The sequence below is a fragment of the Collinsella sp. CLA-ER-H7 genome (assembly GCF_040092345.1).
In the GTDB taxonomy this organism is placed as follows: Bacteria; Actinomycetota; Coriobacteriia; order Coriobacteriales; family Coriobacteriaceae; genus Collinsella.
Genome location: NZ_JBBNLT010000014.1, coordinates 19,561 through 32,906, shown reverse-complemented (window position 1 = coordinate 32,906; position 13,346 = coordinate 19,561). Strand labels below are relative to the sequence as shown.

The window sequence follows — 13,346 nt, the reverse complement described above, 5'->3', positions numbered from 1 at the left end:
TGCTAAAGAAACCCGGTTCTGCCCTGCGCAGGACCGGGTTTCTTGCTATCGCGTCAAAACCACCTCAAAGGGGACTGTGTCCTCTTTGAGGTGGTTACCAGGGTGTTCTGGCTGTTGAGGACTCGATGGCATCGTGGCGTTTGAGCTCGCGGCGCATGGTTTGCGAATTGAGCCAGGCTGCCTGCCAGCCACGGATGGGGTAGCGCGTCTGGTCGAGCTCAAACTGTGTATAGCCGCAGGCGTTGATGATCGTTGTTCCACACACATGCTGCCGCTCGCGCTGAAAATCGTAACCGTAGCTTTGGTGTACATGCCCATGCACCATATAGTCGGGCCCCCAGGACTCAAGCGCCGTGTTAAAGCACTCAAACCCTCGATGCGGCAGATCGTCCAGATCACCCATACCGGCGGCGGGTGCATGGGTAAGCAGAATGTCGCACCCGCCGACCATCCTAACCTTACGCGACAACTTACGCATGCGCTTGGACATCTCGCGTTCGGTGTACATGTTGGCGCCGTCGCGATAACGCATGGACCCGCCAAGGCCTGCAATGCGAATCCCTCGGTACGTGTACACGCTGTCTTCCACGCAGATACATCCGCCCGGTGCATGACGTGCGTAGCGGTCATCGTGATTGCCGCGCACGTAGATGAGCGGTTTGTTGATGACCGTGACCAAAAACTCAAGATAGTCCGGGTCCAGATCGCCGGCGGACAAAATCAGGTCGACTCCCTCAAAGCGTTCCTTGCGAAAGCACTCCCAAAGGCATCGTTCTTCGGTATCGGCTATGGCAAGGATTTTCATAGGGCAGGGACTTTCGGCTCATCGTCGAGCTGCGGAATGGTGCCTACCACGTTGTCCGCCAGCCAATCCATCTCGACAATCTGCGTGCTCGGCAGCGGAGGGAAGCCTTCGATCTGTACCACGCCGTTCTGGCTATGGAGCTCGCCGCCAAAGGGGTTGATGGATCCCTCAACAATGCCGTTGCGGAGCAACTGCACGAGTTTGCGCGTCTGGTAGGGTAGGCCCGGAGCGTAACGGATGTCGATAACGCCGGAGCTCATGCCGTACCAGTAGTTGACGGCACGCACTTGGTTGTCGTCGCTGGTCTCGTCCCACGTGCCGTGCAGAAGGCTGCGAACGATGAGCTCGTAGTAACGGCCCCAGTTCCATACGGGCATGGCGATGCCGGTGACTTTGCCGTCGACCAAGCGGTGAAGCCCGTAGGCCGTGGGGTCTTCGAGCGACTTTGACATGTCAGCGCCGGTCATGACGCTTACGCCTTCGCGGCACATGGCTTCGGCAAGACCACCGGCGGGAACATCGCCCCAGGTGAGGATGACCTGCGCGCGCGGGTCGAGCAGCGAGGCGCCAATCGCAAAGGCGTTGATCTCGCTGAGTGCGCCCGAGGCGAAGACCGACGCGTGGTAGCCGATGCGGTGGTTGTCCGCCATGCTGGCGGCAAGGGCGCCCAGGAGAAACTTGGCCTCGTACATCTTGCCAAAGTACGAACGGACGCTTTGATGGGGAAGGCCGATAGAGCAGTTGAGGAACCGAACCCGGGGATACTCAACGGCAGCCCTGAGCGTGTATTCCATCAGGCGGTGCGAGGTCGAGAAGATGACGTTTGCTCCATGTTTGACAGCTGTTTCCACGGCGGCGTAGAACACATCCGGATCGTGACAGTCCTCGAACGCCTCGGTGCGCACGATACCGTCAAAGTGCTCATCGAGATACTGACGCCCTTGGTCGTGCAGGCTGTCCCAGCTCGACGTCGCACAGGGGAACTCATGGATAAAGGCGATGCGCAGGGGGTTGGCCGTCGAGTAGACGGTCTTGCCCATAAAGAAGTTGAGCACGCCAGCGGTGGACTTGGCGGGCGTTTCCTCCTCGTCGACGCTCGGTGCTTCGACAAGATCGACCTTGTCCTCGTCATTTTTGCCGGCAATGACCAGCTCGCGCCAAATCTTGCACAGGCGGTTTACGACGATATCCGTCGGCGTATCCAGCAGGCGGTCCTGGTTGTACACATTGAGGTACACGAGCATGGCGTCGGCAGACGTAATGTCCAGGTGGTCGCCGCCTGCGCGAAGGTAGGCGCGCTTAAAGAGCAGGAAGGTGTGGCGCAGGTAGTCGACCTTTTTCTGCGGCCATTTTTCGATAACGTTCTGACCGAGCATCTTGGCGAGCGTTTCGTAGCTTCCCTCACGCGAGAAGTCGATCTCGTATAGGGGGCAGACGCGCCAAAACGCGCAGAATTCGCCGTACAGGCGGCTTTCGACGGAATCACATGTGCTGGGGTAGAGACGGGTGACCCTGGCCGAAACCGTCGGGGCGTCTAGGAATTTGAGGACACTGACGCGTTTGTTGCCTTCCTGGACATAGAACCGATGCATGAACTCGGTGACGATGATGGGGTCGCGATAGCCCTCGGTTACCTGGATGTCGTAGAGGTTGGACCACTTGCGGGCAAACTCGGTGCTAAACGGAAGCAGGGGCATAAAGTTACACGAAAAGGCGGACTGACGGCCTTTGGTGACCGTGCCGACGACCATTTCGAGCGGAATATCCCACAGGCCGACATTCTCTCGCTGACCTAAGGGGAGCTGAGCAACCAAGCTATCGAGGTCCGTAAGGTATGGATGCTCGCTTTGGCTGATGGCGCGACGGCGTCCCTGCTCGCCGCGCTTACGTGCTTGACGATAGGCCTCTTCCATGGTGTCTACTCCCTTAGTCGTTTAAACAACGATATGAACCATGGTACCACGAATGAAAACCACTACAAAGATGCCTGTCCCCTTTGCGGTGGTTTAGGCGATGATGGGGGCGATGGCGCGGATGCAGGCGTCGGCTGCCGTGAAAGTAGTGCTGTCGTCACTGACGATAAAGATGATCTTGCCCTTGATGCCAAAGTCGCCGATCTCGCTAAAGAGCACGTAGGGCTCCTTGTCAAAGCCCGAGATGGGAAGCACGGCGGCCTTGGTGGCGTCGGTGAGCTCATCTGCCAGCGCGTCCAGTGAAGCCCACTTGGACGTGTCCTTGACCGCGACAGGGACGGCCACGCGCCCAAAGGGCATCAAATGCACGAGCGTGTTCTTGGAGATATTTGAGTTGGGAACGATGATGGTCTGCCCGGAGGCGTCCTCGATGGTCGTGTGGCGCCAGGTGATGTCCTGGACCACGCCCGACACGCCGTCGACCTCGATATTGTCGCCGGGCTTGATGATGCCCATAAAGGTCACCTGCATGCCACCGATAAGGTTTGACAGCGTGTCCTGAAAGCCCAACGAGATGGCGATGCCGCCGACGCCAAGAGCGGCGACGAGGGCGTTTGCGTTAATGCCAAAGCAGTTGTCGAGGATAAAGCTGCCGCCGATCATCCAGATGATAGCGCGCGCGATATTGATGAAGATGCTTGATGAAGGGAGTGGGTTATCATCGCGGCTAAGCAGGTGGTGCAGGGTCTTGGACGCGACCTTGGCGGCAACGGCGGTGCCGATGGCCAAGATACCTGCCCAGATGATGTTGTGGACCCATCGTTGTGCAAAGAAATGAAGAATTGGCTCAAACAATTCCATATAGGGAAACCTCCTCATGATCGTCCAACCATGATACCCACCAAGAAGCCCGTCCGATCAAATTCGGACGGGCTTCTGTGCTCGATATAAGGTTTACGCGGCGGGGCTGTAAGGCCCGGCGGTGTAGTTTAGCGTCGACGCTTCCAGATAATGCCGAGCATGATGACGATGATGCCGCCGATAAGGCACGCGCCAACTACTGCCAGCGTGCGGTCTCCCGTTGTGGCAAGCTTACCGGTCGTCTTCTTGGTGCTGACCTTCGTGGCCGTCGTGTCCGTCTTAGGCGAGGGCTTAGGCGTCGGGGCCGGTGTGGGCGTGGGGTCCACGGCAGCGGAGCCAAAGCTGATGGTGCCCGCGAGCGAGGCCATCTTGCTCTCCCAGCTGTCCTGCCCGATCAGTGCCCTCAGCGCCGCCTCGCACGTGCCCCACTCGGTGTACTTGGTGGCGTGTGCAAAGGTGGGAAAATCGGTCGTGTTGGTAATGATGTAGTTGTTGGTGGCGACGGTATAGGTCTTGGCGGGGTCGAGCGTGCTGCCGTCTTTGGTGAGTGTGGCACTCACAATGCGCTTGCCTTCGGGCTGCGTCCAATCAATCGTCACGTTGATGCCGCCAAAGGAGAGAACGCTGCCAGAGTCATCGCGCCACTTGTACTTGTCTTGCGCCTCCTGCTCGGTGTGACCGGCCGCCACATAAGCCTGCTGAAGCTCGTAGCTGTCGTTGCAATCGTCGCTGATTTGTAGCGAGTGCTCGAGCGCTGCGAGGAAGTCCGCGCCGGTCATGGTCCAGGTCTCCACGGTGTTGCCGTAGGGCGAGATGGCGATGACGTTGCCGGCGGTCACGTTGCCCGCCGCGATGCCGCCGCGGATGCCGCCAGCGTTTTCGATAGCGAGGTCCGCGCCCGTCAGGGCAAGATAGGAGCCGCAAATCACATGGCCGATGGTCTGGGCCTTGGTGGTGTCGCCCTCCTTGCTGGGGCGGAAATCGGTGGTGCGCACCATTTCCCAACCATGCGTGCCTGCGGCGTCCTCGCCGTAGAAATAGTTGGTGGTGGATGTGCCGAGTACCTTGTTCGATTCGTTTTCAAAGGCCTCGTCGAGCGGCTTGATCTTGTTGCGGACGGCCTCAAGGCGGCTTTGGTAGTCGGAGCCCTTGTCGGGGTCTGCCAAAAGGTCGTTGACGTTCTTGGCGGTGTAGAGCTTCTCGTCGCTGCCGTCTGCAGGGACCGTGACCGTGTCATCGTCGGTCGTCTCGGTGCCATTCGTGTCGTACTTGTACGGAATGGAAAGCAGCCCCACCTCGGCAAAGGCGCTGCCTGCCTCAACAACATGGATCGTCTTGCCGTCGGCTCCCGTCACCTTCTCGTTAAGGTTGATGTGCTCGTGGCCTGCGATAAGGGCATCGACGCCACGGAGTCGCGTGGCAAAGGTCTTGGCGTCGAGCGTGTGCGCGATACACACAACAACATCGCAGCCCTCCTTGCGCAGCTGCTCTGCCTCGGCATTGATGGCGTTCGTGGCACTCGAGAACGACGTGCCCGCGACCAGGTCCGCGCGCAGCGAGGATCCCAGCGACTCATCCATGGCACCCACGACGCCGACCTTGATTTTGTAGTCGAATGTGGAGTGATCCTCGCTATCCTCCCAGGTGCGATCGAGCGTCTTCGTGATGCTCGAGCTCCATACGCCGCTCGTAGACTTCGCGTTCGCGCAGAGCATGGCGAAGGGCGTGCCGGTGGTGCTGTAGCCGGTCATGGTGCGGAGCTTGTCCGCGCCGTAGCTCCAGTCGTGGTTGCCCGGCGTGGTCGCGTCGTAGCCGTCTACATAGAAGGTGTCCATGAGCTCGGCGATGCTCTTGCCCTCGCTCATGGTGGCGAAGGACTGCCCGTGGAAGGTGTCGCCCGCATCGAGCAAAAGATCGGGGGCGCTGTTTTGGGCGCTATAGAGAACCGCCAGCCCATCAAAGCCCACAGTGCCGGTGCCCTTGCTTGCGTTGTAGCTGTACTTGTAGCTGCCGTGGATATCGTTGGTGTGCATGACGGCCACGGAGCCGTCAATAGCGGCGGGCAGGTTTCCCGCGAAAGCGAGGCTTGGGATGCCTGCGAGCGCGCCGGCAAACAACGCGGCGGCCAACGCAAAGCGGGGGAGTCTTTTCATGGCAGTTTCCTTAGTCCTTAGCCAGAATGTCTGGTTGAATATCGGATTATCGACATAATATGCGAAAACCGCCGCAAGGGCGTCTGTCCCTTTGCGGCGGTTTTGACGTTTGCGCAGATAAAACCTACCAAAATAAACCTGTCCCTTTTTGGCAGGTTTTAGCTCAGCAGCATGCGGTCGTTGGCGAGCTCGCCTCCCGAGACCTCCTCGAACTTCTGCAGCAGGTCGGCTACGGTGAGCGACTTCTTCTCATCGCCCGCCACGTCGTAGATCACGTGGCCTTCGTGCATCATGATCAGACGGTTGCCCAGACGGATGGCGTCGTTCATGTTGTGCGTGACCATGAGCGTGGTCAGGTGGTTCTCGTCGACGATCTCCTCGGTCAGGTTAAGCACCTTAGAGGCCGTCTTGGGGTCGAGGGCCGCGGTGTGCTCGTCGAGCAGCAGCAGGCGCGGCCTGGTGAGCGTGGCCATCAGCAGGGTGAGTGCCTGGCGCTGGCCACCCGAGAGCAGGCCGACCTTGGCGTTGAGACGCGTGTCCAGACCAAGGTCCAGGCGCTTGAGCAGCTCGACGTACTCATCTTTCTCGGCCTTGGTGACGCCCCACGAAAGGCCGCGACGCTGGCCGCGACGCTTGGCGAGGGCCAGGTTCTCGGCGATCTGCATGTCGGCAGCGGTACCGCGCATGGGGTCCTGAAACACGCGGCCCAGGTACTTGGCGCGCTGCGACTCGCTCAGGCGCGAGATGTCGGTGCCGTCGAGCTCAATAACACCCGAATCGAGCGGGTACACGCCGGCGATCATGTTGAGCAGCGTGGACTTGCCGGCGCCGTTGCCGCCGATCACGGTTACAAAGTCGCCGTCATTCAGGGTGAGGTCGACGCCGGTGAGCGCGCGCTTCTCGGTGACGGTGCCCTTGTTAAAGGTCTTCTTGACGTGCGAGAGCTTAAGCATCTGCCTCATCCCCCTTCGTGTAGGAGCTGCGGAGCTTATAGCGCTCCCAAACCACGGGCACGCACAGGGCCACAGCGACAATCACGGCGGAGAGCAGCTTCATGTCGTTGGCGTCCATGCCCAACTGCAGCACGATGGCGCGGATAAGGAAGTACACCACGGAGCCAAAGACGGCGGAGGCAAGACGGACGCTAAACTGCGTGAGGCCGCCGGGCAGCAGACGGCCGAGCACCTCGCCGATAACAATGGCGGCAAGACCGATAACGATGGCACCGGTGCCCATACCAATGTCGGCATACTTTTGGCTCTGGCAGATGAGCGCGCCCGAAAGGCCGATGAGGGCGTTGGAGAGCACGAGGGCGATCATCTTGGTGGAGTTGGTGTTGACGCCCAGAGCGCGGATCATGTACTCGTTGTTGCCGGTGGCTCGCAGCGCCGAGCCGATCTCGGTGCCAAAGAACCAATACAGGATGGCAACGATAGCCACGGCGAGCAGGATGCCCAAGATGATGGCAACGGTGGACTGCGGCAGACCGGTCATATTGCTGACGGCGGAGAACACGGTGCCCTTGGCAAGAATGGGCGTATTGGACTTGCCCATGATGCGCAGGTTGATGGACCACAGGCTGATCTGGGTGAGGATTCCGGCGAGGATCGCAGGAATCTCAAAGACGGTGGTCAAAATGCCCGTGACGGCGCCCGCGATGGCGCCGGCGCACATACCGGCCAGCACGGCGAACAGCGGGTCGACGTTGTTATTGACGATGAGCACAGCGCAGACGCAGCCGCCGAGGGCAAAGCTGCCGTCGCAGGTCATATCGGGAATGTCGAGCAGGCGGAACGTGATAAACACGCCAAGCACCATAATGCCCCAGAGGACGCCCTGCGAAACGGCGCCCTGCAATGCAATGAGCATGCTTCATACCTCCTAGGATAGGGTGGACACGTGATTCACCATAATAGCGGTAACAATGCATAGAAGAGTTACGGACAGACGTTTTGTTTTACCTGAAACAAGCAGGGCGGACGCCGGTCTACAGCGCCCGCCCCTGTGGCTCAGATATTGAATAACGCGGCTAAAGCGCGAGCACGGGCTCTAGACGCATGCCGCGTATGGCATTACGCGTCCAGGGCGGAAAGGTCGATGCCCAGGGCCTCGGCCATTTCGTCGTTCTTGACGACGACCAGGTCCTTGCTCGAGAGGTGCTTGATCGGCATATCCTTGGGCTTGGCCTCGCCCTTCAGGATCTTAACGGCCATCTCGCCCGCGGCGTAGCCCAGGTCCTCATAGTTGATGGAGAGGGTGAACAGGCCGCCGGCCATGCACATACCCTCCTCGCCAGTCACGAAGGGAAGCTTGTTTTCCTTGCAGATCTGGCCGACCTGCGAGGCACCCGCGGCGATGGTGTTGTCGGTGGGGGAGTACAGCGCGTCGACCTTGCCCACGGCAGACTCGACGACGGACTGAATCTCGTTGGAGCTCGAGACGGTGAAATCGGTGTACTCGAGCCCCAGCTTGTCGAGCTCCTTCTTGGCGGCCTTGATCTGGACGTCGGAGTTGGACTCGGCGGTGCAGTAGAGTAGGCCGACCTTTTTAATGTCGGGCAGGACCTTCTGCATCATCTCGAGCTGCTCGGCGACCGGGGTGAGGTCGGAAGCGCCCGTGACGTTGGTGCCGGGCTTGTCGTTGTCCTGGACCAGGCCGGAGGCGGCGTAGTCGGTGATGGCGCAGCCCACGATGGGGATATCGGCCGTGGCGCCGGCGGCAGCCTGCGCGGCGGGCGTGGCGATGGCATAAATCAGGTTGACGTTGTCGCCCACAAACTTGTCGGCAATGGACTTACACGTGGACTGGTCGTTCTGGGCGTTCTTCTGGTCGATCTTGACCTTAAGGCCGCTCTCCTTGATGGCCTTGACGAAGCCGTCGTTGGCGGCATCGAGTGCGGAATGCTCGGTGAGTTGCAGAACGCCGATGGTGTAGTCGGAACCGGCGGCAGCAGAGCCGGAACCAGAGTTGCCGCCGCATCCGGCGAGCGGGGCGAGCGCGAGCAGGCCGGCGGAGACCAGAAGGCTCCTGCGACTGATGGTGATGTCCTTCATATCATTACCCCCAGTATAAAAATGGCTGGAAACACTGCACTGGGACAAAGTGCAAGTGGAACTATAGTAGCGCTGATGTCCATTTTTACAACAGCCTGGCGGGTTTTTTAATACAGAATCGGATGGGCGGTACGGGTAGTCGAATGGGCGGCGGAGGGTCTTATGCGGCGGAGGAGGCGTCGTCCTCCTCGTCGAGGGCGGCGAAGAGCTTCTTGCCGTCGAGGAGACGTGTGGTGACGTTTCTCATGCGGCCAATCTCTACGGTGCGCAGCGTGTCATCGGCACCTCGGGCGTCATAGACCGTTCCCAGCAAATACGAGATGCCATCGCGCTGCCTGATGGCAAAGGGGCGGAGTGTCATCCGTGCTACTTCGGTTTCGCCACGTGCCGTGACGCTCGAAATATCAAAACTCACCGTGGTTCCATGGTCGATGGCCTGCTCGACGAGCTCGCACGTGTCGATGCGCTTGATGGGCGTGCGTGTTGCCTTGGTAGCCTTGCTGCCTGCGCTCGGAACGGGTTCGGGTGTATCGAGGTAGCCGCGAACGTCGGCACTCGCCATGGCAACTAAGTGCTGCGCCATGCTCTTGCGGATAGCGATAGGCGTGGAGCGGTTGCGCATGACCATACCGTGGAGCCGGATGATCTCTTCATCGGTGAGCGGGCGGGTAAGAAGTTTGTAGCCCACGCCGCGTTTGTACTCAATTTCGTATCCGGCATGGCGAAGCGCGGAGATGGCGGTGTAGATGCTGCGCCGCGCCGCCGAGATGGGCATGCGGGCGGGGTCGTCGGGATGGGAGAGGCGCCGGATCAGCTCATCGGAAAGTATGGCCTTGTCTTCGCCGGTGTTTTCGCTCAAGAGCTGCAGGATGCGAACGGCGCGATAGGCTGCCATCGAGGCGGCGCCCCTCGTCGTGGTGTCGTAGGTTTCAACAGCGGCTTCGGTCATCGTGCCCACGTCCTTTCCGTTTTGGGTGGCGACGGTATGGAGCCTAGGACGTGGGGCTTTCCCAGGGGCGCAGGGCGCTCTGGGCGGTCGGTAGTCGTCGGCAAACGGCGGGTCGAGTTTTCAACAGCCCTGCTCAACTGACCAAAAACTTGCCAGAAGCTTGACGGATGCTGTTGAAAAAAGCGTCTCTCGACCGATGTCGAGAGACGCTTGTGCGATGAGCGTTGGCGTGTGGCGACGCGAGCTAGCGTCCGACGATTAGAAGTCGGCGTTGCCCACGGTGCGCGGGTGCGGCAGGACGTCGCGGATGTTGCCCACGCCGGTCAGATACATGACCAAGCGCTCGAAGCCCAGACCGTAGCCGGCGTGCTTGCAGGAACCGTAGCGGCGCAGGTCAAGGTAGTACTTGTACTGCTCGGGATTCATGCCCAGGTCCTTGATGCGGGCCTCGAGCAGATCCAGGCGCTCCTCGCGCTGGGAGCCGCCGATAATCTCGCCGATACCGGGAACCAGGCAGTCGGCGGCGGCGACGGTCTTGCCGTCCTCGTTCATGCGCATGTAGAATGCCTTGATCTCAGCCGGGTAGTCGGTCACGAAGGTCGGGCGCTTAAAGTGCTCCTCGGTCAGGAAGCGTTCGTGCTCGGTTTGCAGGTCGATGCCCCAGCTCACGGGGTAGTCGAACTTGTGGCCGTCGGCGACTGCCTGCTCCAGGATCTCGACGGCCTCGGTGTAGGTAACGCGGGCAAAGTCGGAGTTGGCGACATGGTCCAGGCGCTCGAGCAGACCCTTGTCCACAAACTTGTTGAGCATATTGAGCTCGTCGGGGCAGGTTGCCATAACGTCCTTGAGGACGTACTTGAGCATGGCCTCGGCGTTATCCATGTAGTCGTTCAGGTCGGCAAAGGCCATCTCGGGCTCGATCATCCAAAACTCGGCGGCGTGGCGCGTGGTGTTGGAGTTCTCGGCACGGAAGGTGGGGCCAAAGGTGTACACGTCGCCAAAGGCCATGGCAAAGTTCTCGGCATTGAGCTGGCCGGACACGGTGAGGCTTGCATGCTTGCCAAAGAAGTCCTGGCTCCAGTCGACCTCGCCGGACTCGGTGAGGGGCGGATTTTTGGGGTCGAGCGTGGTCACGCGGAACATCTCGCCGGCGCCCTCGCAGTCACTCGTGGTGATGATGGGGGTGTTGACGTAGACAAAGCCCTGCTCCTGGAAGAAGCGGTGGATGGCGGCAGCCGCGACAGAGCGGATGCGGAACACGGCGCGGAACAGGTTGGTGCGCGGGCGCAGGTGCTGCTGGGTGCGCAGGAACTCGACGGTTGCGCGCTTCTTCTGCAGCGGGTAATCCGGGGCGCTCGTGCCCTCGACCTCGATGGAGGTGGCAGAAAGCTCGAAAGGCTGGGGCGCATCGGGGGTCAGCTTGACGGTGCCGGTGCAAATGAGTGCGGCCGAGACGTTTTGATGGGCGATCTCGTCGTAGTTGTCGAGTGCCTCGCGGTTCATGACGACCTGCAGGTCGCGGAAGCAGCTGCCGTCGTTGAGCGTAACAAAGCCAAAGTTCTTCATGTCGCGGACGGACTTGACCCAGCCGGCGACGGTGACGGTCTGGCCGCCGAGCGACTCGGCATCGGCATAGAGCTGCGCGATTTTGGTGCGGTTCACGTATCCTCCCATAACGGTTGAATGATAGTTATCCATACAGTTCGATATTCTAGCAGCTCGGCTCATTTGAGCTATACAGATAAAGCATTGGCGGGATGGTTTTTCAAACGAAAAGCGCCCGCGGCCAAATGGTCGCGGGCGCTTGACGAGGTGCCTTTTGGCTGTGTGGCGTGGGGCCTGGCTACTTGGTCTTGGCAACCAGCAGCGGGTCGCCAAGCTTGACGAGCGGGTTGCCGCCGATAAGCGTTCCAGACTCGCCGACATGGTCGATGCTCTTAAGACGATCGAGCTCGGAGACGATGACGGTCACGATGTCCTCGTGACCAGCGGCCTTAATGGCCTCGCGGTCGAAGCTGATGAGCGGCTGGCCTGCCTTGACCACATCGCCCATCTCGACAAAGCGGGCAAAACCCTTGCCGTTCATTTCCACGGTGCCCAGGCCAACATGGATGAACACGCGCAGGCCGTCCTCGGTGATCATGCCGATGGAGTGGTTGGTGACAGTGGTGGCACCGATGCGGCCGTTGGCGGGCGCATAGATGGTGCTGGTAATGGGCTCGATGCCATAGCCCTGGCCAAGCATGCCCGAGGCGATCGTCTCGTCGGGAACCTCGTTCAGGTTGACGAGCACGCCGTTGACGGGGGCATAGATGACGCCTTCGCGGGTAGCGAAGCTTGCTGCGGGCGGAACGGACGCCTCGCCGGTCGAGGTGAAGGTGGACTTAAGCGAATCGAGCAGACCCATAGTTGCCTCCAACTTAAATAGGCGCATATCGCGCGTTTGGTTTGCCGGAAACGTTTCACATGTGTTTCGCGGCTTGGTCAACGCCCCTATTCTACGCTGCTCGCGATACCTCTGAACTGGGATTATGTGATATATCAGTTGAAGGGAAACTTATTGCCGGAGTGTTTCTGCGCCACGGGTTCAAGTGGGGTACGCTTGAAGGCGAAAAACAAGGGCGCATAATTTGCGCGAAGGGAGCACATATGATTGTCGAGAACCATGCGCTGTGGGGCGAGGAGCCGACCGAGGATTATCCGGCGACGTTTACGTATTTGGGTGCCGAGCCGCTGCCCGATAAACCGAATGGCCGCCGCCCCGCGGTGATCATCTGCGGCGGAGGCGGGTTTACGCATATCGCTCCGCACGAGCAGGACCCGGTGGCGTTTGCATTTTTGGATCGCGGCTACCAGGCCTTTGTGCTCAACTATGTCACGAGTTCTACGGGTGACGTGAGCTTTCCGCACCCCCAGGCAGATCTTGCCAAGATGGTCGCCACGGTGCGCGCCAACGCCGACGAGTGGCATGTCGATCCTAAGCGCGTGTGCGTCGTGGGATTCTCGGCGGGCGGCATGATCTGTGCCTCGCTGGCAACGCAATGGAAGACTGGTCCCTTCGCGGGCCTGGCAGGGGCGCGTCCGGACGACATTCGTCCCGATGCCGTGGTGCTGGGCTATCCATTGCTCGACTTTGCCTATGTGCGCGACATGCAGACGCGCGATCCGCGCATTGACTTGCGTGTGCCCAAGACGGGCGGCAAGACGGGGCGCGATTTGCTCAACGACTACCTGTCGATGGTGACGGGCGGCGAGGCAACTGACGAGCATCTGGCCGACATCTGCCCCACCACGCATGTTTCGCGTCAGATGCCACCGACCTTTGTATGGGGCGTGTCCGACGACAAGACGGCGCCGATCGCGCAGGTCTACCCGTTTGCGCAGCGCATGGCCGAGGAGGGCGTTGCATGCGAGATGCACGTCTTCGACCAGGGTGGTCACGGCCTTTCGCTCGGCAACGCCAACACCGCGGTCGACAACGAGGACAAGCAGGTGGCAGTCCGCCCCTGGATTCGCCTAGCCTTCCGCTTCCTGGAGCGCCACGGGTTTTAGTTACGGCGTTTTACCAAACGCCGTAACCACTTGACGCTGCAAGCCCGCCAGGGCGGCAAT

At 60.4% G+C, this 13,346-nt stretch carries 11 protein-coding genes; 1 reads left to right on the top strand and 10 read right to left on the bottom strand.

All coding sequences use genetic code 11. From position 1 onward, the window contains the following. Positions 1 to 94: 94 nt before the first annotated feature. The 10 genes from AAAX75_RS08590 to AAAX75_RS08545 form a co-directional block, all read right to left on the bottom strand. Entirely contained in the window at positions 95 to 805 is a 711-nt protein-coding gene (locus AAAX75_RS08590) for a metallophosphoesterase (protein WP_349091889.1), read from the bottom strand. Further along, complete coding sequence (locus AAAX75_RS08585; RefSeq protein WP_349091888.1) at positions 802 to 2,718, bottom strand: BMP family ABC transporter substrate-binding protein; 1,917 nt, start codon at positions 2,716 to 2,718, stop codon at positions 802 to 804. Before AAAX75_RS08585 ends, AAAX75_RS08590 begins: the two co-directional genes overlap by 4 nt. A 93-nt stretch (positions 2,719 to 2,811) precedes the next feature. After that, on the bottom strand, positions 2,812 to 3,579 hold the full coding sequence (locus tag AAAX75_RS08580) for a mechanosensitive ion channel domain-containing protein (RefSeq protein WP_349091886.1): 768 nt from the start codon (positions 3,577 to 3,579) through the stop codon (positions 2,812 to 2,814). A gap of 128 nt (positions 3,580 to 3,707) precedes the next feature. Continuing rightward, a complete protein-coding gene (locus AAAX75_RS08575; protein ID WP_349091885.1) occupies positions 3,708 to 5,732 on the bottom strand; it encodes a 5'-nucleotidase C-terminal domain-containing protein in 2,025 nt (674 codons plus the stop codon). Positions 5,733 to 5,890: 158 nt separating this feature from the next. Beyond that, a complete protein-coding gene (locus AAAX75_RS08570; protein WP_055250279.1) occupies positions 5,891 to 6,685 on the bottom strand; it encodes an ATP-binding cassette domain-containing protein in 795 nt (264 codons plus the stop codon). Further along, complete coding sequence (locus AAAX75_RS08565) at positions 6,678 to 7,601, bottom strand: ABC transporter permease (RefSeq protein ID WP_055309412.1); 924 nt, start codon at positions 7,599 to 7,601, stop codon at positions 6,678 to 6,680. Before AAAX75_RS08565 ends, AAAX75_RS08570 begins: the two co-directional genes overlap by 8 nt. Positions 7,602 to 7,804: 203 nt before the next feature. Further along, positions 7,805 to 8,785, bottom strand: coding sequence for an ABC transporter substrate-binding protein (locus tag AAAX75_RS08560; RefSeq protein WP_349091884.1), 981 nt, complete (start codon positions 8,783 to 8,785; stop codon positions 7,805 to 7,807). A 160-nt stretch (positions 8,786 to 8,945) separates the two neighbouring features. Further along, positions 8,946 to 9,734 (bottom strand): hypothetical protein, encoded by a 789-nt coding sequence (locus AAAX75_RS08555; protein WP_195568935.1) that lies wholly within the window; start codon positions 9,732 to 9,734, stop codon positions 8,946 to 8,948. 258 nt (positions 9,735 to 9,992) lie between these two features. Beyond that, complete coding sequence (gene asnS, locus AAAX75_RS08550) at positions 9,993 to 11,396, bottom strand: asparagine--tRNA ligase (protein ID WP_271745414.1); 1,404 nt, start codon at positions 11,394 to 11,396, stop codon at positions 9,993 to 9,995. Between the two features lie 181 nt (positions 11,397 to 11,577). Beyond that, entirely contained in the window at positions 11,578 to 12,141 is a 564-nt protein-coding gene (locus tag AAAX75_RS08545) for a PTS glucose transporter subunit IIA (RefSeq protein ID WP_349091883.1), read from the bottom strand. Positions 12,142 to 12,383: 242 nt separating this feature from the next. Between AAAX75_RS08545 and AAAX75_RS08540 the strand changes: the two genes are divergently transcribed. Then, entirely contained in the window at positions 12,384 to 13,286 is a 903-nt protein-coding gene (locus AAAX75_RS08540; protein WP_349091882.1) for an alpha/beta hydrolase, read from the top strand. The last annotated feature ends 60 nt before the right edge of the window (positions 13,287 to 13,346 follow it).